Below are 25,976 nucleotides of genomic sequence, written 5' to 3' on the forward strand. Positions count from 1 at the left end.
CTTTCACGTGAAAGTGCCGCCGCTTCTCAGTGCTGGTCCCAGCCGCTCGAGGCGGACTTCTCGGCACCGAGCTCGGTGCCCTCGCCGTGGCCCGTGTGGACCTTGGTGGCGTCCGGGAGGGTGAACAGCTTCTCGCGGATGGACTTCACGATGGTCGGGTAGTCCGAATAGGACCGTCCGGTGGCGCCGGGGCCGCCGTGGAACAGGGTGTCGCCGGTGAACAGGACGCCCAGGTCTTCGGCGTAGAGGCAGACCGCGCCCGGCGCGTGGCCCGGCGTGTGGATGACGCGCAGGTCCGTGCCCGCGATGGTGACCGTCTGGCCGTCCGCGAGCTCGCCGTCCGGCGCGCGGTCCGGGTGCGTGAGGTCCCAGACGACCCGGTCCGCCGGGTGCAGCAGGATCGGTGCGCCGGTGGCTTCGGCGAGCGCCGGGGCGGCGTTGACGTGGTCGTTGTGCGCGTGCGTGCAGACGATCGCGACCAGTTTCCGGTCGCCGACGACGTTCTCGATCGCCTTCGCGTCGTGCGCGGCGTCGATCACGATCACCTCCGCGTCGTCGCCCACGATCCACACGTTGTTGTCGACGTCCCAGCTGCCTCCGTCGAGCTCGAAGACGCCGGAGGTCACCAGGTTCTGCACGATCGCGGTCATGCGGCAGACCCTAGTGGGCCGTCGCCGCGCCATTGGCATACCGGCGGTATCTACTTTCGGGTAAGGTTACCGCCGGTAAGTGCGCTACGAGGGGAGCACGCGATGACCCACGACCTGCTGGCCGAGCCGCTCAAGCTGCGCTGCGGCGCCGTGCTGCCCAACCGGCTGGTCAAGTCGGCGCTCAGCGAGCAGCTCGGCGACCGGCGCAACGCCCCGACGCGCGAGCTGGCCGAGCTGTACCGGACCTGGGCCCGCGGCGGCGCCGGCGCGCTGATCACCGGCAACGTCATGGTCGATCCGAGCGCGCTGGGCGAGCCGCGCAACGTCGCGCTGAGCCCCGACCCCGGCGTCTACCGGCCGTGGGCGCGGTCGGTCGAGGGCACCGGCACGCAGCTCTGGGTGCAGCTGAACCACCCGGGACGGCAGAGCCCGCGCTACCTGTCGTCCCGTCCTGTCGCGCCGTCCGCGGTGCCCTTCGGCGATCGAGGCGTGCGTACCGCCTTCGCCGCTCCGCGCGCCCTGTCCGGCGAAGAGATCGAAGCGATCATCGAACGCTTCGGCGTCGCGGCCCGCACGTTCGTCGACGCGGGCTTCGCGGGCGTGCAGATCCACGGCGCGCACGGCTACCTCGTCTCCCAGTTCCTCTCGCCGCTGACCAACCGGCGGACCGACGCCTGGGGCGGTGACGCCGCCGGTCGGCGGCGGTTCCTGCTCGAGGTCGTGCGGCGCGTGCGGGAGGCCGTCGGCGATGACGTCCCGGTGTCGGTCAAGCTCAACAGCGCCGACTTCCAGCGCGGCGGCTTCACCGAGGACGAGTCGCTCGAGGTCGTCCACGCGCTCGGCGAAGCCGGGCTGGACCTGCTGGAAGTCTCCGGCGGCACGTATGAGAAAGCCGTGATGATGGGCTCGGGCCGGGCGAGCACTCAAGCGCGCGAAGCGTACTTCCTGGACTACGCGGCGAAGGCGCGCAACGTTTCCGACGTCGCGCTGATGGTCACCGGCGGTTTCACCACGCCCGGCGGGATGGCCGACGCGCTCGGCTCCGGCGAAGTCGACGTCGTCGGCCTCGGCCGGCCGCTCGTCGTCGACCCCGGGCTGCCTGCCCGGTTGCTGGCCGGCGAGGACGTCGAGGCGCGGCGGCGCTGCCCGAAGACCGGCATCCGGCTGGCCGACAGCCTGCTGGAGATCCAGTGGCACACCCGGCAGATGCACCGGATCGCGTCCGGGCGGCCGGTCGACCGGCGGGGTGCGGCGCTGACGCTCGTGCAGGCCGGGTTCACCGACGGGCTCAACGCGTTCCGCCGCGTCCGCGGCTAGCCGGCTGGGACTGGGTTCAGACGACTTCGGGCTGCGGCTCGGCGGTCGCGGTCCGGCGGAGCGCACGGCGGTGGAACGCCCGGTCGGCCAGGAACAACCCCGCCGCCAGCGCGGTGAAGAGGACCCCGATGACGACGCAGTTGAGCGTCACCCGGCCGTAGCCGAGCGCGCCCGCGTCGACGAACGGGTACGGGTAGAAGCCGGTGAACGCGCCGCGCACCAGCGTGAACGCGAGCCACGCGGCCGGGTAGATCAGCGACCACCACACGGTGGGCCAGGTCAGCGCGCCGCGCGGGCCGGCGAGGAGCCAGCCGAGCACGAACAGGATCGGCGTCACCTTGTGCAGCATGGTGTCGGCGAACAGCGAGAGCCCGTTCAGCTCGTACAGGCCGGAGAGGGCTACCTGGTAGACGACGCCGGTCACGATGATGCCGGCGAGCGCGTCGAGCCAGAACACGCGGAACGGCCCGGTGACGCGTGCGGCGCCCAGCGCGACCAGCAGCGAGGTCACGGCGACCAGCAGGTTCGAGTCGATCGTGAAGAAGCAGAACATGTTCGCGATCCGCGCGCCCGCGGTGCGGTACTGCCCGGTGGTGTCGCCCGCGGTGGCGATCACCTGGCTGACCAGGCCGGTCAGCGCGACCACGGCGATGACCGCGAACGAGACGCGCGTGAGCTTCGAGCCGTACATCCTCGGAGGATACCGGCTGGTAACCGCCGGTGGATCCTTTGTGGACCACTCGATCGTGTCGTGCTTGGCTGCCGTGGTTGAACCCGAGCGCGCCCCGGGCGGTGTGCGTCCGGGGCGCGCCCGGTGGCTTACTTCAGCGCCTTGACCAGCGCGGGAACGAAGACCGACGCGTCGACCGTGCCCCAGCCGCTGGCGATGTCGAAGCCCTTCGCCGCGGTGAAGCCGGTGACGCCGTCCTGGCTGTTGTCGCCTTCGGTCACGTCGATGATGCCCGCCTTGGTGCCGGCCGGGCCCAGCTTCGTGTACAGCGCCGGGTTGATCTGGCCGAGCTTGCCGCCCTTGGCCTGCACGGCCAGTGCGAGCACGCCGGCGAACAGCGGCGCGGACTGCGACGTGCCGAACACGCCTTCCATGCTGATGTCCGGGAACGAGCGCATCTTGCTGCCGGTGATCTTCTTGACGCCGTCCTGCCAGTTCGGCCGCGCGTACGTCTTGGAGAGGCCGGCACCTTCGGAGAAGCCGTTGTCGGCGACGTTCACGACGTCGTCCGGCTTGGTGCGCGCGCCGGTCGTGTCGAGGTGCAGCTGGGTGCCGCCGAGCGTCGTGACGCGCGGGTCGGACGCCGGCCAGCTCGCGACGCGGTACGGGTAGTTGCCCGGGCCGTAGAGGTAGCCACCGGTCGGGCCGTCGTCACCGGAGGAGGCGACCATCGTGATGCCGGCCTTGCTCGCGCGCTCCAGCGCCGGGTCGAGCGTCTTGATCGAGTCGAACGACGGGAAGTTCTCCTCGGTCGTGCCGAAGCTCATCGAGATGACGTCGGTCAGCTTGTGCTCGGTCAGGTAGTCGACCGCGTGCATCATCTCGGGCAGGCCGGTGAAGCCCTGCGTCTCGGCGACCGGGGTGGCCGCGACGATGATCTTCGCGTTCGGCGCCAGTGCGTGCATCATCGTGACGTCGAGGTCGGTCTCGCCGCCCCAGCCCTGGCAGGTCGCGGTGTCGACGCCGGGGTCGGTGCACGCCGGCACCGGGCCGGACGGCTGCAGGATCTCGACGTTCGCCGGCGGCAGGCCGTGGTTCCTCGAGTAGGTGTCGAGCACCTGCTTGACCTGGTCGTCACCGAACGACACCAGCGTCGTGACGGTGCTGCCCGCGCCGGTGATGCCCTGGTTCCAGAGCTTCGTCGCGTTGTAGGCGGTGCTCTCCTTCGGCAGCGTCGACATCGCGGCTTCCAGCTTCGCGACGCGCTTCTGCACGGTGTCCGCGCCGACGAACGACTGCGCGGCCGCCGAGAAGTGGTGCTTCGACGGCTGGTGCCCGGCGTCCGGCGTGCTCGGCACGGGCGTCGCACCGGCGGGTGCGGCGAACGCGGTCACGAGCAGGGTCGTGCTCGCGAGCAAACCGGCGGCAGCGCGCAGTCTCATGCTTTTCTCCCCTGGCTGAAGGAACTCCGTCAGCCACTCTGGTCAGGAAGGGGAGAAGGCAACATCGACTTTCGTCTTTCCTTTTAGGAGGAAAGCACCACCGACGCGCGAGATGTCGTTATCAAGACTTTCGTTGCCCGCCTCCTTCCGAGCGGTCGCCCTGCAACAGGCCGCGGACTGCGTCGATCGTGTCCGCGTCGCCGGCTTCCTTGTCCGGGCGGTAGCGGACCACCCGGGCGAAGCGCAGCGCGAGGCCGCCCGGGTAGCGCGTGCTGACCTGGGCGCTGTCCAGCTCGATCTCCACCACGATCTCCGGGCGGACGTACACCGTCCAGTCGTCGCGGTGGGTTTCGATCTCCTGGAACGTCGTCGTCTGCCAGGCGAGCAGTTCGTCGGTCATGCCCTTGAACGTCTTGCCGACCATGATCGGCGGGCCGCCGTCCGGGTCGCGGGCGCCCAGGTGCAGGTTCGACAGCTTGCCCGTGCGCCGGCCGTGACCCCACTCCGCCGCGAGCACCACGAGGTCGATCGTGTGCACCGGCTTGACCTTGAGCCACGCCCGCCCGCGCCGCCCGGCCGCGTACGGCGCCGCCAGGTCCTTGACCATCACGCCCTCGTGCCCGGCGTCCATCGCCGCCTCCAGCACCTCGGCGGCACGCGCAACGCCCACCTCGCCGGGGATCACGTGTGCCCCGGCGACCTTGCGCAGCGCCGCGTTGCGCTCGGACAGCGGCGCGTCCAGGAGGTCGACGCCGTCGAGGTGCAGGCAGTCGAAGAAGTACGGCCGCAGCAGCAGTGCCTTCACCTGCTCCTCGCGGGTGCTGCCGAACCGGCTCATCGTGTCCTGGAACGGCCGCGGCCGCCCGGCGTCGGTCAGGGCCAGCGTTTCGCCGTCGAGCACCACCGACTCGCACGGCAGCGCCCGCACCAGCTCGACCAGTTCCTGGACGCTGCCGGTGATCTCGCGCAGCGTCCGCGTCCAGACGTGCACTTCGTCACCCTGGCGGTGCACCTGGATCCGCGCACCGTCCATTTTGTACTCGACGATCGCTTCGGCGTGCTCGGTGACGGCCTCTTCCAGCGACTCCGCCGGGGACGCCAGCATCGGCCGGACCGGCGTGCCCAGCGTCAGCCGGAACTCCGCCAGCGCCGCCTGCCCGCCGGTCAGGGCCGCGACGCCGGTGGTCGGCAGCTTGCCGGACAGCATGAACGCCCGCCGGACGTCCACGGCCGGGACGTCGGCCGCTGCCGCGACCGCGTCGACCATCACGCCTTCGAGCGCGCCCTGCCGCAGCTCGCCGGTGACCAGCCGGAACAGGAACTCCTGCTCACCCTTCGTGAGCCGGACGAACAGCGCCCGCAGCACCTCCTGCCGCCGCGTCGACGAACCGGTGCCCGCCGCCACGCCCGCGGCCTCGGTCAACGCCGCGTCGACCTCGGTGACCGTGATCGTGGGCTCGCCGGCCGGCGACGTGCCGAGCCCGGCCAGGGTGCGCCAGCCCGCACCCAGCCGGTCCTGCGCCGTCTGCCCGGTCAGGTACGCGATCACCACGGGCAGCTCCGCGACCTCGGCCGCGCGCAGCAGCGTGGCCAGGAGGGCGATCTTCGCCTTCCTGGACCTCGTCGCCGCCAGGTCGGCGGACGCCCGGACTATCTCGCTCAGCAACACCCGGACATCATGACCCGCACCACCGACAATTTCTCGTCGGCGGGCTGTCTGCCCTGGTCAAGGCCACTACGAACGGAAGTTCACCGGCCGGTCAGCGCGGGGGGCCTCGGCGATCCAGCTGGCCAGCAGGCCGAGCGCGCGGGCGGACTCCGAGCCGGGTTCGGCGTGGTAGATCACCATGCCCTGGTCCGGGTCGTCGGGCAGGCGCAGCGTCTCGTAGCGCAGCCGCAGCTCGCCGACGACCGGGTTCCGCATGAGCTTCCAGCCCTGGGCCTTCTCCTGCACGTGGTGCTCCGCCCACAGCGTGCGGAACCGCGCGCTGGCCAGCGAAAGCTCGCCGATCAGCTGGGCGAACCCCGGGTCGCCGGGGTGCCGGCCGCTCTCGGCGCGCAGGTTCGCGACCAGCTCACGGCACACCGCGTCGTACTCGGGGTGCAGCTGTTTCGCGCGCTCGTCCAGGAAGAACAGCTTCGGCATGCTGCGCTCGTCGAGGTTGCCGAAGTCGAACGCGACCGCGCCGCCGAGCGCGTTCCACGCCAGTACGTCCAGGTAGCGGCCGAAGATGAACGCGGGCGCCTGGACGGCGTCCAGCATGAGCTGCAGCTCGGGCCGGACGCGCTGGGCCCCGAGCCGGTCGCGGCGCTTCGGCGCGGCGAGGTTGCGCAGGTAGGACTCCTCGTCCGGCCGCAGCCGCAACGCGCGGCCCAGCGCGTCGAGGATCGCGTCCGAGACGTTCTTCGCGCGGCCCTGCTCCAGCCGTGTGTAGTAGTCGACGCTGATGCCCGCGAGCTGCGCGATCTCCTCGCGGCGCAGCCCGGCCACGCGGCGCCGGGTGATCCCCTGCGGCAGGCCGACCTCGTCCGGTTCGAGGGCGGCGCGACGCGCCTTCAGGAAGGCGCCGAGCTCGGCTGCGTCACTCATGTCGGCAAGTATCCCCCGGATTCCGGCGGGGCAGCCTGGTACTGCCGGACCCAGGCAGGACGCGGCCTGGCTCGGCCCCGGAACCGCCCGCAGGGTGGAGGCATGAAACGACGAATTCTGGGTGGCACGGGGATCTCGGTCAGCGAGTACGCGTTCGGCGCCATGATGCTCGGCCAGTGGGGCAACCCGGACCACGAAGAGGGCGTCCGGATGCTGCACACCGCGCTCGACGCGGGCGTGAACTTCTGGGACACCGCGGACATGTACTCGGGCGGCGAGAACGAGCAGATCGTCGGGAAGGCGCTCAAGGGCCGTCGCGACGACGTCGTGCTGGCCACCAAGGGCTTCTTCCGGATGGGCGAAGACCCGAACCAGGGCGGTCTTTCGCGGCGCTGGCTGACCCGCGCGCTGGAGGACAGCCTGCGGCGCCTCGACACCGACTACGTCGACCTCTACCAGGTCCACCGGCCGGATCCGGCGACCGACATCGAGGAGACGCTCTCGGTGCTCTCGGACTTCGTCCGGTCGGGGAAGGTGCGCGCGGTCGGGTCGTCGGACTTCCCGGCCGAGCAGATCGTGGAAGCCCAGTGGGTGGCGGAAAAGCGCGGCCTGGTGCGGTTCCGCGCGGAACAGCCGCCGTACTCGATCTTCAACCGGGCGATCGAGGCCGCGGTGCTGCCGACCGCGCAGAAGTACGGCATGGGCGTGCTCACGTGGAGCCCGCTGGCCAGCGGCTGGCTGTCCGGCAAGTACCTGAAGCCGTCCGATGTGGACCTTTCCGAAGGCCGGCGGACGTTGCAGGCGCACAAGTTCGACCCGGCGCTGCCGGAGAACGCCGTCAAGTTCGAGGCCATCGCGCAGCTGAAGAAGATCGCCGACGACCTGGGCCGGCCTATGACCCATCTGGCGACGGCGTTCGTCCGGGCGCACCCGGGCGTGACGTCGGCGATCATCGGCCCGCGCACGCTGGCCCAGCTCGACGACCTGCTGGCGGGCGCCGACCTGGAGCTGGACGGCGACGTGCTGGACCGGATCGACGAGATCGTCCCGCCGGGCACCGACCTGAACTCCGCGGAGAAGGATTACACCCCGCCGGCGCTGGCGGACAAGCTCCTGCGTCGGCGGTAGCCCCTCACTTGCCGCCGCGGGCCATGCGGAGCACGTCGAGAGCCTCGTCGAGCTGCGCTTCGGTGAGCTTGCCGTCCTTGACGTAGCCGCGTTCGATGACGACCTCGCGGATCGTCTTCAACTCCTTCAAGGCCTGCTTCGCGACCGCGGCGGCCTCTTCGTAACCGATGTACTTGTTCAACGGCGTCACGATCGACGGCGAGCCCTCGGCGTACTGCCGGGTGCGTTCGACGTTCGCCGTGACGCCGTCGAACACCTTGTCCGCCAGCAGCCGCGAGACGGCGGCGAGCAGCCGGGCCGACTCGAGGACGTTGCGGGCGATCACCGGCAGGTTGACGTTGAGCTGGAAGTTGCCCGCCGCGCCGGCGAAGGCGACGGCCGCGTCGTTGCCGATCACCTGCGCGACGACCTGCAGCGTCGCCTCCGGGATCACCGGGTTCACCTTGCCCGGCATGATCGACGAGCCCGGCTGCAGGTCCGGCAGCGCCAGCTCGCCGAGGCCGGTGCGCGGGCCGGAACCCAGCCAGCGCAGGTCGTTCGCGATCTTGTTGAGCGACACGGCGAGCGTGCGCAGGTGCCCGGACATCTCGACGACGCTGTCCTGCGTCGCCTGCGCCTCGAAGTGGTCGCGGGCCTCGGTCAGCGGCAGCCCGGTCACTTCGGCGAGCTCCGCGGCGACGGCGGAACCGAAGCCGTCGGGCGCGTTCAGGCCGGACCCGACGGCGGTGCCGCCGATCGGCAGCTCACCCAAGCGCGGCAGGCCGGACTTCAGCCGCTCGACGCCGTAGCGGACCTGCGACGCCCACGCGCCGGCCTCCTGGCCCAGCGTGATCGGCACCGCGTCCATCAGGTGCGTGCGGCCGGACTTCACGACGTCCTTCCACTCCGCGGCCCGCGTCTCGATGGCGCCGGCGAGGTGGTCGAGCGCCGGGATGACGTCCTTGAGCACGGCCTCGGTCGCGGCGACGTGGATCGTCGTCGGGAAGGTGTCGTTGGAGGACTGGGACGCGTTGACGTGGTCGTTCGGGTGCACGTCCCGGCCGAGGGCCCGGGTGGCGAGCGTCGCGATGACCTCGTTGGCGTTCATGTTCGACGACGTTCCCGAGCCGGTCTGGAAGACGTCGATCGGGAAGTGCGCGTCGTGGGCGCCCTCGGCGACCTCGTCGGCGGCCTTGGCGATGGCGTCGGCGACGTCGGCGTCGAGCACGCCGAGCTTGAGGTTGACGCGCGCGGCGGCCGCCTTGAGCAGGCCGAGCGCGCGGATCTGGGCGCGCTCCAGGCCCCGGCCGGAGATGGGGAAGTTCTCGACGGCCCGCTGGGTCTGCGCGCGGTAGAGCGCGTCGACCGGCACGCGGACCTCGCCCATCGTGTCGTGTTCGATCCGGTATTCCTGGTCAGCCATGACACCGATTCTGGACCTGTTGGCGGGACACCGCGTGGTGGCGTCGGCCACCTCCCGGCCCCCGCGAGGCTAGGATCGGGTGTGTTCTCGATCACCGCCATCCACCACTGGCTGGAGCGAGCATGACTGAAGCTTCTGGGGACTCCTACGACCTCGTGATCATCGGCGCGGGCCCGACCGGCCTCTTCGCCGCCTACTACGCCGGGTTTCGCGGGCTGTCGATGGCCATCGTCGACTCGCTGCCCGAGCCCGGCGGCCAGGTGACCGCGATGTACCCCGAGAAGATGATCTACGACGTCGGCGGGTTCGCCGCGGTCAAGGGGCGCGACCTCGTCGACGGCCTCGTCCAGCAGGCCGCGCCGTGGAAGCCGACCTACCTGCTGGGGCGCAAGGCCGAGAAGCTGGAGACGCTCGGAAACGGCGTCGAGCTCACCCTCGACGGCGGTGAGACCCTGCGCGCCGGCGCCGTGCTGATCACCGCGGGCATCGGCGAGTTCACCCCGCGGCCGCTGCCCGCCGGCGACGGCTGGCTCGGGCGCGGCATGGTCCACTTCGTCCCGTCGCTCCAGGTGCACGCCGGGCAGCACGTCGTGGTCGTCGGCGGCGGCGACTCGGCGTTCGATTGGGTGCTCGCGCTGCACCCCGTCGCGGCCAGCGTGACGCTCGTACACCGCCGCGCCAAGTTCCGCGCCGCCGAGTCGATCGTCCGGCAGGCGCGCGAGCTCGGCACCCGGATCATCACCGACGCCGAGGTCACGGCGTTCGTCGAGGACGCGAGCGGCGCGCTCGAAGCCGTCGAGGTCTCGGTGAAGGCGACCGGCGAAGAGCGGCTGCCGGCCAACTCCGTCGTCGCCGCGCTCGGGTTCACCGCCGACCTCGGGCCGATCGAGAGCTGGGGCCTGGAGATCGACCACCGCGCCATCGCCGTCGACTCGACGATGGCGACCCCGCGCGAACGCGTCTACGCGGCGGGCGACGTCGCCGCCTACCCGGGCAAGGTCAAGCTGATCGCGACCGGCTTCGGCGAGGCCGCGACGGCCGTCAACAACATCGCCGTCGCGCTCGACCCGGACGCGCACCTGTTCCCGGGCCACTCCAGCAACGCGGAGTAGCTCAGGCCTTCGTCTTCTCCGCGATCCACGGCGCGTAGGCGACCACGGACGTGTAGATCGACGGCGCCGTCGCGCACACCGGGTTGTCGTTGCCCGGGCGGCTCGTGACGCCGGCCAGCAGCCAGTGGTCGCCGTCGCGCACGACCTCCGGGCCGCCGGAGTCGCCGAAGCACGCGCCGGCCTTGCCGCCCGGGTTGTCCGTGCACAGCTCGGCCGTGCCGTCGAACACCGACGTGCACTTCGCGCCCTCGACGATGTGCGTGTCGAGCTGCTGGAGCGCCGTCGGGATCTGGCCGCAGTTGACCTTCGGGCAGGTCTGGCCCCAGCCGAGGATCCGGGTCGCCGTCCCCGGCGCCGCGGCCGTCGCCACGGCGACCGGAGCCGCCTTGACCGGCGTCGCGAGCCGCAGCAACGCGATGTCGCCCGCCGGGTTCTGCGTGTCGAAGGCCGGGTTGACGATGACCTCGGCGGTCTGCGCGATCTCGCCGCCCTGCCCGGAGTCGTTCGACCCCACCCGCGGCGTCACCGCGGCCGGGGCCTTGTCGAAGACGCAGTGCGCGGCCGTGAGGACCCACGTCGGGGCGATCAGCGCACCGGCGCAGAACAGCTTCCCGGACGTCGAGTGCAGCGACACCGCGAACGGGTACGGCTGGTCGGCGACGGCGCCGCCGACGATGCCGGGTGCGGCCGCGGCGGTGCCCGGGACCAGGACGAACGCGAGGACCGTCAGCAGTGCCAGCAGTCGCCTGGTCACGAATCTCCTTTACGGCAGCGGGGGCACCACGTCGTCGTCGCCGGCGCTCAGGTTGCCGTCGAAGTCGATCGAGGAGTACGCCCGGAGCTTGTCGAGCCGGTGGTAGCCGTCGATCATTCTGACGGTCCCGGACTTGGACCGCATCACGATGGACTGCGTCGTCGCGCCGCCCTCGCGGTAGTTGACGCCGCGCAGCAGGTCGCCGTCGGTGACGCCGGTGGCGCAGAAGAAGACGTTGTCGCCGCGCACGAGGTCGTCGTTCAGCAGGACGCGGTCGAGGTCGTGCCCGGCGGCGATGGCCTTCTCGCGCTCGGCGTCGTCCTTCGGCCACAGCCGGCCCTGCAGCTCGCCGCCGAGGCACTTCATCGCGCAGGCCGCGATGATGCCCTCGGGGGTGCCGCCGATGCCGATCAGCATGTCGACGCCGGTGGTGGGGCGGGCCGCGGCGATCGCGCCCGCGACGTCGCCGTCGGAGATGAAGCGGATCCGCGCGCCGGCGTCGCGGATCTCCTTGATGATCTGCTCGTGGCGGGGGCGGTCCAGGACGCAGACGGTGACGTCGCCGACGCTGCTCTTCTTCGCCTTGGCGACGCGCCGGATGTTCTCCGCGATCGGCGCGCCGAGCTCCACCTTGCCCGCGGCCTCCGGCCCGACGGCCAGCTTCTCCATGTAGAACACCGCGGACGGGTCGAACATCGCGCCGCGCTCGGCGACCGCGAGCACCGCGAGGGCGTTGGGCATGCCCTTGGCCATCAGCGTGGTGCCGTCGACCGGGTCGACGGCGACGTCGCAGTCCGGGCCGTCGCCGTTGCCGACCTCTTCGCCGTTGAACAGCATGGGCGCTTCGTCCTTCTCGCCCTCGCCGATCACCACGACGCCGCGCATCGACACGGTCGACACCAGCTGGCGCATCGCGTCGACGGCCGCGCCGTCCCCGCCGATCTTGTCGCCGCGGCCGACCCAGCGGCCGGCGGCCATGGCGGCGGCCTCGGTCACCCGGACCAGCTCCATCGCGAGGTTGCGGTCGGGCGCTTCACGACGTTGTGGGGCGCTGGGGCTGGTCATGCGGGCCTCCCGGAATGCGGAGTTCGGCGGACGCCCAGTCTCTCAGATACCGCGGGTCGGTCCAGCCAAGCGCGGCATGGCAAACGTCACTGGCCGTTGCCGGACTCGTCCTCGACCGACGCCAGGGCGGCTTCGATGCGCTCGCGCGCGCCCTCGAGGTGCCGCTCGCAGACCTTCGCGAGCTTCTCGCCCTTCTCCCACAACGCGAGCGACTGCTCGAGCGACAGCCCGCCGGCCTCGAGCTCGCGGACGACCTCGACGAGGCGGTCGCGGGCCTGCTCGTAGCCGAGTTCCTCAGTGGCTGGTTCGCTCACGCTGGACGTTCTCCGACCTTCCGGGATGGGTTGTTGGCGCACACTACCGCGCTCGCCATCGCGTGGTCGTACCCGACGAACGCCAGGGCGAACTCCTGCCCGTCACCCTCCGCGATCGCCTCTTCGAGGTTCTCCTGCGCTCCGGCCACCCGCCGGCGGTGCCCGGCGCCGTCGGCGAACCACCAGCGCGAGCCGACCTGCATCGACGTCGCCTCGGACAGCCGCCGCAGCTGCGGGCCCAGGTCGCGGCGGGCGGCGGTGCCGCAGCCCGCGAGCAGCGCCGTCCAGCACTCGGCGGCCGCCCGGTCGGTGCGTATCGCCTGGTCCAGCAGGGGACGCGCGCCCAGGCGCCGGGCCGCGTCCATGGTCAGCGGGAGGAACGTCGCCGCCCTTGGGTTCACTCCCGTGCTCCTTCCGTCACCGCCGTGATCGCGCCGTCGCCCACGCGCACGCGCAGCTGGGCACCGGCCTCGACTTCGGAGACGGAGCGGAGCACCTGGAGGTTGCCTTCGGCGTCGAGGAACTGCACGACGGCGTAACCGCGTTCGAGCGTCGCGGCCGGGCCGAGCGCGGTGAGCCGGGCCCGCGCGCTGGCGATTTCGGCCTGGTCCTTGGCGAGCAGCGTCAGCATCGCGCGGCGCGCGCGTTCGCGGTGCACGTCGACGTCGTCCTGGCGCCGCTGGACCGGGCCGAGCGGGTCGGCCAGCGACGGGCGGCTGCGCAGCTGCGTCAGCAGCCGGGTCTGGGTGTCGACCCAGCCGTGCAGCGCGCGGCGGCCGCGGTCGCGCATCTGCCGGACGCGCTCGGACTCCTCGCGGACGTCCGGCACGATCCGCTTGCTCGCGTCGGTCGGCGTCGAGCAGCGCAGGTCGGCGACGTAGTCGAGCAGCGGGGTGTCGGGCTCGTGCCCGATCGCGCTGACCACCGGCGTCCCGGTGGCCGACACGGCGCGGCAGAGGGCCTCGTCGGAGAACGGCAGCAGGTCCTCGACGCTGCCGCCGCCGCGGGCGATGACGATGACGTCGATGTCCGGGTCGGCGTCGTGGATCCGCAGCGCGCGCATGATCTGCGGCACGGCCTGCGAGCCCTGCACGGCGGTGTTGACGACCTTGAACCGGACGTGCGGCCAGCGTTTTTGCGCATTGGCCAGTACATCCCGCTCGGCCGCCGACGCGCGCCCGGTGATCAGCCCGACGCCCTTCGGCAGGAACGGGATCGGCCGCTTGCGCTGCGCGGAGAAGAGGCCTTCGGCGGTCAGCAGTTTCTTCAGGCGTTCGATCCGGGCGAGCAGCTCGCCGATGCCGACCGCGCGGATCTCGTCGGCGCGAAGGCTGATCGTGCCGCGGCCGAAGAAGAACGACGGCTTCGCGTGCACGAGGACGCTGGCACCCTCGCGCAGCGGCGGCTCCATCTCGCGGATCAGCCAGTTCGGGCAGGTCACCGACATCGAGACGTCCGCGGACGGGTCGCGCAGCGTCAGGAACGCGGTCTGGGTGTTCGGCCGGGAGCTGACCTGGGTGACCTGGCCCTCGACCCAGACGGCGCCGAGCCGGTGGACCCAGTCGCCGATCTTGCGCGCGACCGTGCGGACCGGCCACGGGTTTTCGGCGGTGCTCGACGGGGCGGCCTGTGCGGGTTCGGTGCTCACGGGCCTTCCGTGCCGTCGCCGGACTCTTGCGCCTTGCGGGCGTTGGCGATCCGGCGGCTGAGCATCCCGGTGAACGACGAGCGATCGGCGTGGGCGCGCTCGTACTCGAGGATCGTCTCGAGCTGCGGGATCGAGAACTGGCGCAGCCGGGCCCGCAGCTGCGGCAGCGTGAGCTGGTCGTAGCCGGTCAACCCGGCGGGACCTTCATACCCGCCGGCGCTGGTCTTCGGGATTTCGCTCTTGGCCTTCTTGTCGATCTTGGGCGTGCCGGGCTTCGGCTTGGAGGGTTTCTCCGGCGCGCTTTCGGGCGCGTCGAACTCGCCGTCGGCGTGGTCCTCGGCGAGCGCGCGCTCTTCCTCGGCCCACGGATCGCCCAGTTCCGCTTCGAGTTCGGAAAGTGACGGAACGTGACCGTTGACCTCCGAACGGGGTTCGGGCACGTCGGCGACCGGCGTGAGGTTGGGCCGGACGGGCGGAACCTCGACGTCTTCGTCGAAGGTCGCCCAGCTGGGGGTGTCCTCGACGGGCCGCAGGTTCGACAGGGCGTTGTCGCCCTTGATGGCCAGCTCGGTGACGTGCTGCTGCACCCGCATGGAGGCCTGCAGCACCTGGCTGACAACGGTCACCGGGAGCCCGGCGAGCTGCCGGGGAAGCTCACGAACCCGCTCGGCGGTGCTGACGGCGAGGCCCGCGGCGACCCGGAGGGGGAGCGGGAATGGCTTCATGCGTCCAGCCTGCCGTATTTACGCCATCCTGCCCAACCCGAAGGTGATGTTCGGGCGCGTTGCGTGACCCCGCGCACAGCACGACCGGGGGACGAAGCTCACCCGAAAGGGACTGCGGGTTCGTCGGCGGACTGCCCGTACCCTGGGTGCCATGAGTTCAGCGAGTCCCGGAATCGAGCCCGCGGGTACCCCGACGATCACCGGAACCGCCTCCGGCAAGAAGCGCGTGCTGCTCGCGAAGCCGCGTGGCTACTGCGCCGGCGTGGACCGCGCGGTGATCGCCGTCGAGAAGGCCCTGGAGGTCTACGGCGCCCCGGTGTACGTGCGCAAGGAGATCGTCCACAACCGCCACGTGGTCGAGACGCTGCGCGAGCGCGGCGCGATCTTCGTCGACGAGACGTCCGAGGTGCCCGAGGGCGCGCTCGTGGTGTTCTCCGCCCACGGCGTCTCGCCGATGGTGCACGCCGAAGCCGCCGACCGGAACCTGCGCACGATCGACGCGACCTGCCCCCTGGTGACGAAGGTGCACAAGGAGGTCAACCGGTTCGCCAAGGACGACTACGACATCCTCCTGATCGGCCACGAAGGCCACGAAGAGGTCGAGGGCACGGCCGGCGAGGCGCCGGACAAGGTGCAGCTGGTCGACAAGGCCGAGGACGTCGACAAGGTCGAGGTGCGCGACCCGTCGAAGGTGATCTGGCTGTCCCAGACGACCCTCTCGGTCGACGAGACCATGGAGCGCGTCGACCAGCTCCGCGAGCGGTTCCCCGGTCTGGCGGACCCGCCGAGCGACGACATCTGTTACGCCACCACGAACCGCCAGGTGGCGGTCAAGGCGATGGCGGCCGAGTGCGACCTGGTCCTGGTGGTCGGCTCGACCAACTCGTCCAACTCGAAGCGCCTGGTCGAGGTGGCCCTGAAGGCGGGCTCCCGCACGTCGTACCTGATCGACTACGCGCGTGAGATCGACGAAGCCTGGCTGGAGGGCGTCACCACGGTGGGCGTCACGAGCGGCGCGTCGGTCCCGGACGTGCTGGTGATGGAGGTCCTCGACTGGCTGTCGGAGCGCGGCTACGGCGACGTCGACGAAGTGACCACGGCGAACGAGAAGATCACCTTCGCGCCGCCGAAGGAGCTTCGCAAGGTCTGAGTTTCTGCACTTTTCGGCGGCGAGCCGTGTGGTCCGGACCACCGCGCCACGCGGCTGCCGAAACACCGAAGGCGGTCACTTCCCGCGGGAAGTGACCGCCTTCAGGCGTTCGTCAGCGTTCTTCGTCGTCCCAGGGACGGTTCCGCCGCGGCGGGGCTCCTCGCCCACCCGACGACGGACGGCGGGGCGGCGGGGTGTCCCGGCCGTCTTCGGCCGGGGGCCGCGGGCGGCGGCGGGGTGCGTCGCCGCGGGGCTCGCGGCGACGGGGGTCTGCCTCCTCCGGGCGGGGACGGCGGTTAGCCGGCGGGGGCTTGCGAGTGCCGCGGGTGCCCGGGTCGCGCTCGGCGGGCGCACCCGCCGCACGAGGGGCGCGGCGCTCGCCTTCCGCGGGCGGACGCGGCCGGCGCGGCGGTTCGCCTTCACGGCCACGGCGGGCGCCCTGCGGCACCGGCGTCTGACCGGTGCGGCTCGAGCCGGGCGGCCGCGGCCGCCCACCCGCCGACGTCGCCGCGGCACGAGCCGCGGGCTTCTCGTCGTCCTCGTCCGCGCGCCGGCGGTCGGCCTTGCCGCCCTTGGCCTTCACCGGGGCGTCCGGGTCCTTCTCGCGGAAGATCCGGACGAACCCGATCAGCAGCGTGACGCCGGTGGTGATCGCCATCATCGGGAAGGCGTTGATCAGCGGGGTGCCGATGTTCAGCGCCTTCGAAAGCATGTCGTCGCCCTGCGACCCGGAAGTCAGCAGGATCACGCCGGGCACGGTCACGGCCAGCACCAGCGGCGGCATCACCATCGGCCCGAAGATGCCCCGGCGCCGCACCGCGCCGACCGCGATCACCGCGCCCAGGACGTAACAGATCGTGAAGATGGCGGGGATGCTGCCCTGGCTCGGCTTGCCGACGAGGGCGCCGACGACCGCCAGGCCGAGGCCGACCAGGACCGCCGCCCACCAGGGGAGTCCACGCCTCGAACCGACGACTGGACGCTCGTCCCACGGCACGGGGACGTCGTCGGCATCTGGATCGCTCTGGCGATCGCGAATCGCGGTCACGAGACAACACCGTATCTCGTGGTTGTGAAGATCTTGCTAGCACCGCCGCCGACTTGGTTGTACCGCCACCCGGCGGCGTGAGCCGAATGGCTGCGGGCAACCGCCGCGGGTCGCCGCGATCGGCATCTCCCAGGGTGCTCGACCGGTGCCGGCAGTCACGCGCGGTTTAGCGCATCGTCGCTGGTAGGACGGTTTCCGGTCACCTCACGGCCACCTTCCGGACAGTGCTCCGCAGGGTGGGCCGGATGGCCGTGTCCCGGTGGCGTTCGCCGAGGTGGCAAATCGCCTCATCGGGCACCACGACTCCACCGCTCGGGTACACCCGTCCGAGGCCGCGTCCACCGCACCGGGTCAGGTCCCCGGCGCCGGCCGGTTCCGCCCGCACGGGTCGAACCCCGCGGCGAACCCGTCGAACAGCCCGGTTTCCCGGGTTCTCCCGTCGAGTCGCTCGTCACCACGCCGGTGGTCCGCCACGGCTGCCGCGGCGTTCCCCACGCCCTGCCGAACAGGCGATCGCGGCCCTCTCGGGCCCTCCTCGCCGGGCCGGACAGGTCGTCCCGCCGTGACCGTGAGTCAGCTGGCCGCCCGTGGTCCAGTCCTCTCAGCTCGCCGCCAGTTCGTCTCCCTTCCGCACTTGGGGCACCGCGGCCGGGCTGCCCGACGCGTCCGTCAGGGGAGCCACCGTCACCCGGAACGTCTCCAGTGCCTCCAGTTCCCGCCGCCTCGCCGAGATGAACCGCTGCAGGTGCGTGCTGGACAGGTTGAGCGCCTCCACCGCGCCGCCCGCGGCCCGGTGTGCCGCGGCCGCGCCGGCCCGGACCTGCTCGACGTCGGCCTCCAGCGTGCGGTCGCTCGCCGCGAACAGGGCCGCCGACGCGAGCACGCCGAAGCCGGTCGGGCCGCACAGGAACACCCGCCGGTCGATCAGCCAGCGCAGCAGCTCCGGGTCGGTGTCCAGCGCGGCGATCACGGCGGCGTCGGACGGGACGAACATGATCGTGCCGTAGATCGCGTCCGCCCAGCGCTGGTAGCCCTTGCCGGCCAGCTCGGCCGCCCGGGACCGGATCTGCCGGACGTGCGCGCGCAACGCGTCCAGCCGTTCCTCCGGGTTGTCGGTCTCGATCGCTTCGGCCCAGGTCGCCATGCTCGCCTTGGCGTCGACCGGCACCGTGCGCCCGCCGCCGACGCTCAGCACCATGTCCGGTTTCGCCGCGCCGCCGCCCGCGAGGTCGGTCTGCAGGGTGAAGTGCAGGTCCTCGCGGAGCCCGAGCGCCCGCGCCGTTTCGACCAGTACCTGCTCGCCCAGCTCACCGCGGCCGCTGATCGAGGCGAACGCGACCTCGTACCGGCGCAGCGCGAGCTGCTGCTGATCCGCCTTCGCCCGCTCGGCCGCGACCAGCCGGGCCGCGGCGTCCGCCCGGCGCATGCCGTCGTTGTACAGCCGCCACAGCACGGCGACCGCGACCAGCAGCAGGACCGCGAGCACGACCGCCGCCGTGGTCAGCACTGTCGCCACCTGAATCTCCTCCCTCGGGGCCGCCTGGATCGGACCGCGCAGACATCATGGCGGACCCCACCGACAAAAAACGCACCCGACCCGTCGCTCTGGGTAGCTGACCTGCGAACACTTGGAATTCGCGCAGGGCGTGTCCGATCAAGCCCCTGTCGTGCTCGTACACACGTTCGAGTGGGATGGCGGCGAGCCTCCGCGATTTCGTCGGAGCCGGGTCGTACCTTGGCCCCGTGAGATTCCTGCACACCTCCGACTGGCACGTCGGCCGCACCTTCCACGGTGCGGACCTGCTGGCGGAACAGGAAGCGGTGCTCGGGCACCTCGCCGACCTCGTGGCCGGCGAGGCGATCGACGCCGTCCTGGTGGCGGGGGACATCTACGACCGCGCGGTGCCGTCGGCCGAGGCCGTCCGGGTGGCCACCGCGGCGGTCGCCCGGATCCGCGCGGCCGGCGCGCAGCTGATCGTCACGCCCGGCAACCACGACTCCGCGCCCCGGCTCGGCGCGTTCGCCGAGTTCGCCGCGGCGGGCGGGCTGCACCTGCGCACCACCGTCGGCGGCCTGGCCGAACCGGTGGTGCTGCGGGACGAGCACGGCCCGGTCGCCTGCTACGGCATCCCTTACCTCGAACCGGAACCGTCGCGGCACGCGCTGGGCGTGCCGGACGCGCGCGGGCACACGGGCGTGCTCACCGAGGCCATGCGCCGGATCCGCGAAGACCTCGCCGGCCGCCCCGGCGTGCGGTCGGTCGTGCTCGCGCACGCGTTCGTCACGGGCGGCGAACCGACCGAGTCGGAGCGGACCATCGCGGTCGGCGGTGTCGAGCAGGTGCCGGGCTCGGTCTTCGACGGCGTCGGCTACGTCGCGCTCGGCCACCTCCACGGCCCGCAGACCCTCGCCGAGCACCTGCGCTACTCGGGCAGCCCGCTGGCGTACTCGTTTTCCGAGGCCCGGCAACGGAAGTCGGTCTGGCTGGTCGACTTCGACGCCGACGGGCTGGCGGAAGTCCGCCGGCACGAGCTGCCGGTGCCGCGGCCGCTGGCCACCCTGCGCGGCGAACTCGAAGACCTGCTCGTGGCCCCGGAACACGACGCCGTCCTCGAGCACTTCCTGTCGGTCACGGTCACCGATCGCGTGCGCCCGGTGGACGCGATGCGGCGGCTGCGCGTGCGGTTCCGGCACGCCGTCCACCTGGAGTGGGAGCCCGAAGGCGGGTACGCCGGTGCCCCGCTGCGGTACTCCGACGCCGTCCGCGGCCGCTCGGACATCGAGATCTCGCGCGGCTTCCTCGACGACTGCCGCGGCGCCCCGCCGAGCGAGCGCGAAGAGCAGCTCCTGTTCCACGCGCTGGAAGCGGCCGACCGGGGGGCGCTCGCGAAATGAGGCTGCACAGGCTGGAGGTCGAGGCCTTCGGGCCGTACCTCGGGCGCCAGGTGGTCGACTTCGAGGTCCTCGGCGCGGACGGGCTCTTCCTCCTCCACGGCGAAACCGGCGCGGGCAAGACCACGCTGCTCGACGCGATCGCGTTCGCGTTGTTCGGCGTGGTTCCGGGTGCCCGCAACGAGGCCAAGCGGCTGCGCTGCGATCTGGCCGTGCCGGATCAGGTCACCGAGGTCGCGCTGGAGCTCACCGTGCAGGGGCACCGGCTGAAGATCGTGCGCAACCCCGAGTACCAGCGGCCGAAGCGGCGCGGCGAGGGCACGACGACGCAGCAGGCGAAGGTGTCGCTGAGCTGGATCGGCACCGCGCCGGGCGGGATGGCACCGGAGGGCCTGATCCGGATCGAGGAGGTCGCGCGCACGGTCGAGCGGCTGCTCGGCATGACCGCGGCCCAGTTCTTCCAGGTGGTGCTGCTGCCGCAGGGCGAGTTCGCCCGCTTCCTGCGGTCGGACACCTCCGAGCGCGAAAAGCTGCTGGAGCGGCTGTTCGGCACCGAGCGCTTCGCCGACGTCGAACGCTGGTTCGCCGACCTGCGGGCCGAGCGCGGCCGGGAGCTGGAGGCGCGGCAGCAGTCCGTGCGTGAACTGCTGGCGCGGTACGCGCAGGAGGCGCAACAGGACCCGCCCGAGTCGGAGCCCGCGGAATGGGTGGACGCGGTGCTGGCGGCGGCCACCGAACGCGTCGGGCAGGTCACGGCCGAGGAGGAGCGGGCGCGCGCCGCGGCGCAGCGGGCGGACACGCACCTGCAGGAGGAGCGCGCCGACGCGGAGAAGATCCGCCGGGTCAGCACCGCGCACCTGCGGCTCCTCGAGGTCACCGAGCAGGCACCGCAGCGTGCCGAGTGGGCCCAGGAGGTCGCGGCGGCGCGGCGGGCGGCCGGCGTGGCCGTCGAGGCGGACCTGCTGGACCGGCGGGCCGCGGAGCTGACCGACGCCGAGCAGGCCGAGAAGGCCTGCGGCGCGGAGCTGCGGGAGTTCGGCACCCGCGCGACCGGCGACCTGAAGGTACGGGCGGCGGCGGCGCGCGAAGAGGCGGGCGCGGTCGCGGAGCTGGTCGCCGAGGCCGAGCAGCAGCAGATCGACACCATGCGGCGCGACGACCTGAAACTGTCCTCGGTCACGGCCGCGAAGCAGGCGGAAGAACTGACGGCCGAGCTGGCCGCGATCCCCGGCCAGCTGGCGAAACTGCGGGCGGACGCCCAGGCCGCCGCCGAAGCCGGCGCCAAGCTCGACGGGGCTCGCGCCCGCGTCGACGAGCTGAGGGTCGTGGCGCGTGACGCCGCCGAACTGCCCGAGGCGCAGGCGAAGGTCGGGCGCGGCGAGGCGAAACTGCGCGAAGTCGTGGACACGCACCAAGCAGCCCGGCAACGGCGGCTCGACCTGCGCGAGCGGCGGCTCGACGGCATGGCGGCCGAGCTCGCCGCCGCGCTGCCGCAGGGCGCGCCCTGCCCGGTCTGCGGCTCCGCGGAGCACCCGGCGCCGGCGAACCGGGACGCGATCCTCGTCGACCCGGCCGAAGAGCGGGCCGCCGAGGAAGCCGAGCAGGCGGCGGACGCGATGCGGCAGCGGGTCGTCACCGCACTGGAAGAGGCGAAGGCGCGGCTGGCGGGGTTGGTCGAGCGGCTGGCCGGGCGGACCGCCGAGACCGTCACGGCCGAGCTGGCCGAAGCTCGCGCCACGGTCGCCACGCTAACCCAGCAGGCGGAAGCGAAGGCGAAGCTCGGGCAGCAGGTCGTGCTGCTGGAGCGGGACCTGGAGCTGCGGACGGAACGGCGTCGCCGGGCCGAGCAGGCGGTGGCCGAGGCCACGGCCGACGTCCGGGCCCTGGAAGAACGGCTGGCCGAGCGCGAACGCCGCTTGGTCGCCGGGCGCGGCGAGTTCGCGGACGTCGGGGCGCGGCGGACGCACCTGATCGGGCTGGCCGAGGCGCTGGAAGCCGTCGCCGAGGCGCGGACGGCGGTCACCGGCGCCCGGGAACGGGTCGCACAGCAACGCACGCTGGTCGACGCGGCGGTCGCGGCCAAGGGCTTCACGTCGCTGAAGAAGGCGCGTTCGGCGATGTTGCCGGACGAGCAGATCGAAAAGCTGGAACAGGGCATCGCCGAGGCGGAAGCGACCGCGGCGGGCGCGCGGGCGCAGCTGGCCGAGCCCGACCTGTTCGGCATCTCGCCGGACGACGTCGCGGACGTCGGCCGCGCGGCCGATGCGGCCCAGCTGGCGCGGGCGCGCGCCGACTCGGCGTACGCGGCGCTGCGCGTCGCCGCAGCCCAGCACGAAGAGCTGACCCGGCTGGCGGGGCTGCTGCGCAAGACGCTCGCCGGGCTGGCGCCGGCCGAAGCCGAGTACGCGGAGCTGCGCGCGCTGGCGGACGTCGTCAACGGGCGCGGGCAGAACAGCCGGAAGATGTCGCTGCGCTCGTACGTGCTGGCGGCCCGGCTGGAGGAGGTGGCGGTCGCCGCCACGCACCGGCTGCGCACGATGAGCCAGGGGCGCTACGCGTTCGTGCACTCGGACGCGGCCGGCGCGCGCGGCACCCGCGGCGGGCTCGGCATCGACGTGCTGGACGACTACTCGGGCACGATCCGCCCGGCGAAGACGCTGTCCGGCGGCGAGTCGTTCCTGGCGTCACTGGCGCTGGCGCTGGGGCTGGCGGACGTCGTCGCGGGCGAGACCGGCGGCGCGCTGCTGGACACGCTGTTCGTCGACGAAGGCTTCGGCACGCTGGACGCCGAGACGCTGGACGTGGTGATGAACATCCTCGACGAGCTCCGCGCCGGTGGCCGGGTGGTCGGGCTGGTGTCGCACGTCGAGGAGCTGCGGCAGCGCATCCCGACGCGGCTGCGGGTCCGCAAGGCCCGCACGGGCTCGACAGTGGAGGTGCGCGCGGGCTGAGCACTCGGCCAAGATGAAGCCATGACGGACCAGCCGCCCGAGGGCCTGCCTCGCTACCGCCTGCTCACCGGCCCGGACGACGCGAAGTTCTGCCACCGGGTGAGCGAGGCCCTGGAACTCGGCTACCGCCTGCACGGCTCACCGGCGGCCACCTTCGACGGTGACCAGGTGATCGTGGCCCAGGCCCTGCTCTGGCGGGGCGAGCAGGCCTAGCACCCGGCTCACCGGCGGCCGCGCCTCCGGGTGGGGCCAAGATCCGGCCCGGGTGGCGGCGGGATCGCCCCCGCCTCGGTCGACATCGGTCCCGGCTGCGGTCACCGCCGAAGCTCACGGCCGCGGTGCGCCGGCTGCCGCTCGGGCCGGATCCGCGCGCCAGAGGTACATCCCGGCGTAGGAGCACCACGGCGTCCACTGCCGGGCCCGGTCCGCGAGGTCCGTGACGCCGAGCGCCGCCGCCCCGCGCTGCAAAGCGGCATCGTCGGTCAGCAGGACGTCCGGCGCACCGAGGACCCGCATCAGCACGTAGTCCGCCGTCCACGCGTCGATCCCCGGGCACGCGAGCAGCTCCGCCCGCAGGTCCGCCGCGTCGCGGCCGACGTGCACGTCCAACCGGCCCTCGGCCAGCGCCGCCGCGACACCCCGCGCCGACGGCGGTCCCGCTGTCGCGATCCGGGACGCCGTCGGGAACAACCTCGTCACTCCTGCTTCGCCGGGCACCTCCTCGCCGAGGACGGCCGGCACCTCCCGGCCGAGCAGAGCGCGCAGCAGCAGTTCCTCGCCGTCGACCGCGCCCGGGACGCGGATTCCCGGCACCGCCTCGACGATCGACGCCAGCGCGGGGTCGGCGCCGAGGACACGCGTGACCGCCGCCGGGTCGGCGTCGAGGTCCAGCAGGCGGCGGACCCGGCTGACCGCGCTGCTGAGATCATGCAGGTCGGTGAGGTGCAGCTCGCAGCGTACGTGGTCCGGCTCCGGCGTCAGCCGCACGACGCCGGTGCCGTGCGCGAGGCGCAGCGTGCGGGTGTACGTGCCGTCGGTGACGTCTTCGACGCTCGGCACCGCGTGGTCCGCGAGGAAGCGAAGCAGCCCGAAGGCGTCGAAAGGCGGCCTGAACGGCAGTCGCAGGCTGAGCCGCGTCCCGCCTACGTCACCCTGACGTCTACGCCGCGAAGCAGCGAAGGCGCGAAGCTGCGAAGGCGTTGTCGCGAACACTTCGCGGATCGTCTCGTTGAACTGCCGCACGCTGGAGAAGCCCGCCGCGAACGCGACGTCGGTCAGCGGCAGCTCGGACATCTCGATGAGCAGCCGCGCCGAATGCGCGCGGTGCGCCCGGGCGAGCGCGAGCGGGCCGGCGCCCAGTTCGGCGGTGAGCACGCGGCCGAGCTGACGCTCGGAGTAGCCGAGCCGTCGTGCGAGGCCCGGCACGCCTTCGCGTTCGACCGTCCCGTCGGAGATCAGGCGCATCGCCCGCGCCGCCAGGTCGGCGCGCAGGTTCCAGTCCGGCGACCCGGGCACGGCGTCGGGGTAGCAGCGGCGGCAGGCGCGGAAGCCGCTGGCCTGCGCGGCCGCTGACGTCGGGTAGAAGCGGACGTTCTGCTCCTTCGGCGTCGACGCCGGGCACGACGGGCGGCAGTAGATGCCAGTGGTGCGGACCGCCATGATGAACTGGCCGTCGAAGCGCGGGTCGCGGGCGGTGACCACGCGGTAGCAGCGCTCGGCGTCGCGCCAGAGCGCCGGGGCCTCGGCGACCGCCGTGTTCGGAACCATGGATCCCACCCTGCCAGCAGGTCAGCGCCGCGGCTGGCGGGAATCCGACACGGCGTTCGGCCTGGTCGTGAGCCCTGACGGCCGCCGCGGACCGGCCACGTAGACTTCGGAGTCGTGAGCCTCACCCTCGGTATCGTCGGTCTGCCCAACGTCGGCAAGTCCACCCTGTTCAACGCGCTGACCCGCAACGACGTGCTCGCCGCGAACTACCCGTTCGCGACGATCGAGCCGAACGTCGGCGTGGTCCCGCTGCCGGACCCGCGGCTGGACAAGCTCGCCGAGCTGTTCAAGTCGGAGAAGACCGTGCCGGCGGTGGTGTCCTTTGTGGACATCGCGGGCATCGTGAAGGGTGCCTCCGAGGGTGCCGGGCTGGGCAACAAGTTCCTCGCGAACATCCGTGAGGCCAACGCGATCTGCCAGGTCATCCGCGTGTTCGACGACCCGGACGTGATCCACGTCGACGGCAAGATCGACCCGCTGAGCGACATCGAGACGATCAACACCGAGCTGATCCTGGCCGACCTGCAGACGCTCGAGAAGGCCGTCTGGCGCCTGGAGAAGGAAGCGCGGACCAAGAAGGAAGCGAAGCCCGCGCTCGAGGCCGCGCAGAAGGCGAAGGAGATCCTCGACAGCGGCCGCACGCTCTTCTCCGCGCAGAAGGACGTCGACCTCGAACTGCTTCGCGAGCACAGCCTCCTGACGACGAAGCCGTTCCTGTACGTCTTCAACGCCGACGAAGGCGTCCTCACCGACGAAGCCCGCCGCGAGGAGCTGACGAAGCTGGTCGCGCCGGCCGACGCGGTGTTCCTCGACGCGAAGGTCGAGCAGGAGCTGCTGGAGCTGGACGACGAGGAGTCCGTGCGCGAGCTGCTCGAGTCGGTCGGCCAGCCGGAGCCGGGCCTGTACTCGCTGGCCCGCGCCGGGTTCCACACACTCGGCCTGCAGACGTACCTGACCGCGGGTCCCAAGGAGTCGCGCGCCTGGACGATCCCGCAGGGCGCGACCGCCCCGCAGGCCGCGGGCGTCATCCACACGGACTTCGAGCGCGGCTTCATCAAGGCGGAGATCGTCTCGTACGACGACCTGATGGACGCCGGCTCGATGGCGGCGGCGCGGGCCGCGGGCAAGGTCCGCATGGAGGGCAAGGACTACACCATGACGGACGGCGACGTGGTGGAGTTCCGCTTCAACGTCTGACTCGATGGTTCGCGAAGGCCGTCTTGAGGGACCTGGTGTCCCTGGACGCGGCCTTCAGTGCGTCAATGCATTACACGAAGGTGTTCGGTGTTCGGTATTGACCGAACGTCGAACAGGGTGCATCCTGGGTCTGTGGAGTCTCAACCGCGTGGTC

Annotated in this window: 23 protein-coding genes; 8 read left to right on the top strand and 15 right to left on the bottom strand. The window is 72.1% G+C overall.

Annotated elements, in window-relative coordinates; genetic code table 11:
• Nucleotides 1-26: 26 nt before the first annotated feature.
• Entirely contained in the window at nt 27-650 is a 624-nt protein-coding gene (locus tag ACLJQZ_RS14885) for an MBL fold metallo-hydrolase (RefSeq protein WP_410620588.1), read from the bottom strand.
• A 102-nt stretch (nt 651-752) separates the two neighbouring features.
• On the opposite strand from ACLJQZ_RS14885, the gene ACLJQZ_RS14890 reads away from it, so the two are divergent.
• Nucleotides 753-1,967, top strand: coding sequence for an NADH:flavin oxidoreductase/NADH oxidase family protein (locus ACLJQZ_RS14890; RefSeq protein WP_410620589.1), 1,215 nt, complete (start codon nt 753-755; stop codon nt 1,965-1,967).
• 16 nt (nt 1,968-1,983) lie between these two features.
• On the opposite strand, the gene ACLJQZ_RS14895 is transcribed toward ACLJQZ_RS14890, so the two are convergent.
• From ACLJQZ_RS14895 to ACLJQZ_RS14910, 4 genes are all read right to left on the bottom strand, one after another.
• Nucleotides 1,984-2,658, bottom strand: coding sequence for a Pr6Pr family membrane protein (locus ACLJQZ_RS14895; protein WP_410620590.1), 675 nt, complete (start codon nt 2,656-2,658; stop codon nt 1,984-1,986).
• A 128-nt stretch (nt 2,659-2,786) separates the two neighbouring features.
• Complete coding sequence (locus ACLJQZ_RS14900; RefSeq protein ID WP_410620591.1) at nt 2,787-4,079, bottom strand: S8 family serine peptidase; 1,293 nt, start codon at nt 4,077-4,079, stop codon at nt 2,787-2,789.
• A 121-nt stretch (nt 4,080-4,200) separates the two neighbouring features.
• Nucleotides 4,201-5,748: an ATP-dependent DNA ligase gene (locus tag ACLJQZ_RS14905; protein ID WP_410620592.1), complete on the bottom strand. Its 1,548-nt coding sequence runs from the start codon at nt 5,746-5,748 to the stop codon at nt 4,201-4,203.
• Between the two features lie 66 nt (nt 5,749-5,814).
• Complete coding sequence (locus tag ACLJQZ_RS14910) at nt 5,815-6,669, bottom strand: helix-turn-helix transcriptional regulator (protein WP_410620593.1); 855 nt, start codon at nt 6,667-6,669, stop codon at nt 5,815-5,817.
• Between the two features lie 102 nt (nt 6,670-6,771).
• On the opposite strand from ACLJQZ_RS14910, the gene ACLJQZ_RS14915 reads away from it, so the two are divergent.
• The gene (locus tag ACLJQZ_RS14915; RefSeq protein ID WP_410620594.1) at nt 6,772-7,797 is read left to right on the top strand and encodes an aldo/keto reductase; all 1,026 of its coding nucleotides are present in this window, start codon (nt 6,772-6,774) and stop codon (nt 7,795-7,797) included.
• Nucleotides 7,798-7,801: 4 nt separating this feature from the next.
• On the opposite strand, the gene ACLJQZ_RS14920 is transcribed toward ACLJQZ_RS14915, so the two are convergent.
• On the bottom strand, nt 7,802-9,199 hold the full coding sequence (locus ACLJQZ_RS14920; RefSeq protein WP_410620595.1) for a class II fumarate hydratase: 1,398 nt from the start codon (nt 9,197-9,199) through the stop codon (nt 7,802-7,804).
• 122 nt (nt 9,200-9,321) lie between these two features.
• Between ACLJQZ_RS14920 and ACLJQZ_RS14925 the strand changes: the two genes are divergently transcribed.
• On the top strand, nt 9,322-10,311 hold the full coding sequence (locus tag ACLJQZ_RS14925) for an NAD(P)/FAD-dependent oxidoreductase (protein ID WP_410620596.1): 990 nt from the start codon (nt 9,322-9,324) through the stop codon (nt 10,309-10,311).
• A 1-nt stretch (nt 10,312) separates the two neighbouring features.
• Here the strand turns inward: ACLJQZ_RS14925 and ACLJQZ_RS14930 are convergent, their stop codons facing one another.
• The 6 genes from ACLJQZ_RS14930 to ACLJQZ_RS14955 all read right to left on the bottom strand — a co-directional run bounded on the left by ACLJQZ_RS14930 (nt 10,313) and on the right by ACLJQZ_RS14955 (nt 14,817).
• Nucleotides 10,313-11,065 carry a S1 family peptidase gene (locus tag ACLJQZ_RS14930; protein WP_410620597.1) on the bottom strand — a complete coding sequence of 251 codons (753 nt, stop codon included), beginning with the start codon at nt 11,063-11,065 and terminating at the stop codon, nt 10,313-10,315.
• Between the two features lie 9 nt (nt 11,066-11,074).
• On the bottom strand, nt 11,075-12,130 hold the full coding sequence (gene glpX / locus ACLJQZ_RS14935) for a class II fructose-bisphosphatase (RefSeq protein ID WP_247057616.1): 1,056 nt from the start codon (nt 12,128-12,130) through the stop codon (nt 11,075-11,077).
• Between the two features lie 86 nt (nt 12,131-12,216).
• Nucleotides 12,217-12,444, bottom strand: a complete 228-nt coding sequence (locus ACLJQZ_RS14940; protein WP_328644774.1) for an exodeoxyribonuclease VII small subunit — start codon at nt 12,442-12,444, stop codon at nt 12,217-12,219.
• Nucleotides 12,441-12,809, bottom strand: a complete 369-nt coding sequence (locus tag ACLJQZ_RS14945; RefSeq protein WP_410620804.1) for a hypothetical protein — start codon at nt 12,807-12,809, stop codon at nt 12,441-12,443. The genes ACLJQZ_RS14940 and ACLJQZ_RS14945 overlap by 4 nt, the downstream gene beginning before the upstream one ends.
• A 32-nt stretch (nt 12,810-12,841) precedes the next feature.
• Complete coding sequence (gene xseA, locus ACLJQZ_RS14950) at nt 12,842-14,092, bottom strand: exodeoxyribonuclease VII large subunit (protein ID WP_410620598.1); 1,251 nt, start codon at nt 14,090-14,092, stop codon at nt 12,842-12,844.
• Nucleotides 14,089-14,817 carry a lipid droplet-associated protein gene (locus tag ACLJQZ_RS14955; protein WP_410620599.1) on the bottom strand — a complete coding sequence of 243 codons (729 nt, stop codon included), beginning with the start codon at nt 14,815-14,817 and terminating at the stop codon, nt 14,089-14,091. The genes xseA and ACLJQZ_RS14955 overlap by 4 nt, the downstream gene beginning before the upstream one ends.
• Nucleotides 14,818-14,968: 151 nt before the next feature.
• Here ACLJQZ_RS14955 and ACLJQZ_RS14960 point away from each other — a divergent pair, with 151 nt between their 5' ends.
• On the top strand, nt 14,969-15,967 hold the full coding sequence (locus tag ACLJQZ_RS14960) for a 4-hydroxy-3-methylbut-2-enyl diphosphate reductase (protein WP_247057609.1): 999 nt from the start codon (nt 14,969-14,971) through the stop codon (nt 15,965-15,967).
• Nucleotides 15,968-16,079: 112 nt separating this feature from the next.
• Here the strand turns inward: ACLJQZ_RS14960 and ACLJQZ_RS14965 are convergent, their stop codons facing one another.
• Both ACLJQZ_RS14965 and rmuC read right to left on the bottom strand, forming a co-directional pair.
• Nucleotides 16,080-17,015: a DUF6542 domain-containing protein gene (locus ACLJQZ_RS14965; RefSeq protein WP_410620600.1), complete on the bottom strand. Its 936-nt coding sequence runs from the start codon at nt 17,013-17,015 to the stop codon at nt 16,080-16,082.
• A gap of 601 nt (nt 17,016-17,616) precedes the next feature.
• The gene (gene rmuC / locus ACLJQZ_RS14970) at nt 17,617-18,531 is read right to left on the bottom strand and encodes a DNA recombination protein RmuC (RefSeq protein ID WP_247057605.1); all 915 of its coding nucleotides are present in this window, start codon (nt 18,529-18,531) and stop codon (nt 17,617-17,619) included.
• A gap of 227 nt (nt 18,532-18,758) precedes the next feature.
• On the opposite strand from rmuC, the gene ACLJQZ_RS14975 reads away from it, so the two are divergent.
• The 3 genes from ACLJQZ_RS14975 to ACLJQZ_RS14985 are packed head-to-tail and all read left to right on the top strand — an operon-like array spanning nt 18,759 to nt 23,071.
• Entirely contained in the window at nt 18,759-19,910 is a 1,152-nt protein-coding gene (locus ACLJQZ_RS14975) for an exonuclease SbcCD subunit D (RefSeq protein WP_410620601.1), read from the top strand.
• On the top strand, nt 19,907-22,858 hold the full coding sequence (locus ACLJQZ_RS14980) for an AAA family ATPase (protein WP_410620602.1): 2,952 nt from the start codon (nt 19,907-19,909) through the stop codon (nt 22,856-22,858). The genes ACLJQZ_RS14975 and ACLJQZ_RS14980 overlap by 4 nt, the downstream gene beginning before the upstream one ends.
• 21 nt (nt 22,859-22,879) lie before the next feature.
• Nucleotides 22,880-23,071 (top strand): DUF1737 domain-containing protein, encoded by a 192-nt coding sequence (locus tag ACLJQZ_RS14985; RefSeq protein WP_410620603.1) that lies wholly within the window; start codon nt 22,880-22,882, stop codon nt 23,069-23,071.
• A 114-nt stretch (nt 23,072-23,185) separates the two neighbouring features.
• On the opposite strand, the gene ACLJQZ_RS14990 is transcribed toward ACLJQZ_RS14985, so the two are convergent.
• Nucleotides 23,186-24,625: a DNA-3-methyladenine glycosylase 2 family protein gene (locus ACLJQZ_RS14990; protein ID WP_410620604.1), complete on the bottom strand. Its 1,440-nt coding sequence runs from the start codon at nt 24,623-24,625 to the stop codon at nt 23,186-23,188.
• A 114-nt stretch (nt 24,626-24,739) separates the two neighbouring features.
• Between ACLJQZ_RS14990 and ychF the strand changes: the two genes are divergently transcribed.
• Nucleotides 24,740-25,822, top strand: coding sequence for a redox-regulated ATPase YchF (gene ychF / locus ACLJQZ_RS14995; RefSeq protein WP_410620605.1), 1,083 nt, complete (start codon nt 24,740-24,742; stop codon nt 25,820-25,822).
• The last annotated feature ends 154 nt before the right edge of the window (nt 25,823-25,976 follow it).

Source organism: Amycolatopsis sp. cmx-8-4, assembly GCF_046548675.1.
In the GTDB taxonomy this organism is placed as follows: Bacteria; Actinomycetota; Actinomycetes; order Mycobacteriales; family Pseudonocardiaceae; genus Amycolatopsis.

Bases quoted from the DNA above. Each gene is read 5' to 3' on its own strand.
- ACLJQZ_RS14885 (WP_410620588.1), bottom strand. From the start codon at position 650: ATGACCGCGATCGTGCAGAACCTGGTGACCTCCGGCGTCTTCGAGCTC.
- ACLJQZ_RS14890 (WP_410620589.1), top strand. From the start codon at position 753: ATGACCCACGACCTGCTGGCCGAGCCGCTCAAGCTGCGCTGCGGCGCC.
- ACLJQZ_RS14895 (WP_410620590.1), bottom strand. From the start codon at position 2,658: ATGTACGGCTCGAAGCTCACGCGCGTCTCGTTCGCGGTCATCGCCGTG.
- ACLJQZ_RS14900 (WP_410620591.1), bottom strand. From the start codon at position 4,079: ATGAGACTGCGCGCTGCCGCCGGTTTGCTCGCGAGCACGACCCTGCTC.
- ACLJQZ_RS14910 (WP_410620593.1), bottom strand. From the start codon at position 6,669: ATGAGTGACGCAGCCGAGCTCGGCGCCTTCCTGAAGGCGCGTCGCGCC.
- ACLJQZ_RS14915 (WP_410620594.1), top strand. From the start codon at position 6,772: ATGAAACGACGAATTCTGGGTGGCACGGGGATCTCGGTCAGCGAGTAC.
- ACLJQZ_RS14920 (WP_410620595.1), bottom strand. From the start codon at position 9,199: ATGGCTGACCAGGAATACCGGATCGAACACGACACGATGGGCGAGGTC.
- ACLJQZ_RS14925 (WP_410620596.1), top strand. From the start codon at position 9,322: ATGACTGAAGCTTCTGGGGACTCCTACGACCTCGTGATCATCGGCGCG.
- glpX (WP_247057616.1), bottom strand. From the start codon at position 12,130: ATGACCAGCCCCAGCGCCCCACAACGTCGTGAAGCGCCCGACCGCAAC.
- ACLJQZ_RS14945 (WP_410620804.1), bottom strand. From the start codon at position 12,809: ATGGACGCGGCCCGGCGCCTGGGCGCGCGTCCCCTGCTGGACCAGGCG.
- ACLJQZ_RS14955 (WP_410620599.1), bottom strand. From the start codon at position 14,817: ATGAAGCCATTCCCGCTCCCCCTCCGGGTCGCCGCGGGCCTCGCCGTC.
- ACLJQZ_RS14960 (WP_247057609.1), top strand. From the start codon at position 14,969: ATGAGTTCAGCGAGTCCCGGAATCGAGCCCGCGGGTACCCCGACGATC.
- ACLJQZ_RS14980 (WP_410620602.1), top strand. From the start codon at position 19,907: ATGAGGCTGCACAGGCTGGAGGTCGAGGCCTTCGGGCCGTACCTCGGG.
- ACLJQZ_RS14985 (WP_410620603.1), top strand. From the start codon at position 22,880: ATGACGGACCAGCCGCCCGAGGGCCTGCCTCGCTACCGCCTGCTCACC.
- ACLJQZ_RS14990 (WP_410620604.1), bottom strand. From the start codon at position 24,625: ATGGTTCCGAACACGGCGGTCGCCGAGGCCCCGGCGCTCTGGCGCGAC.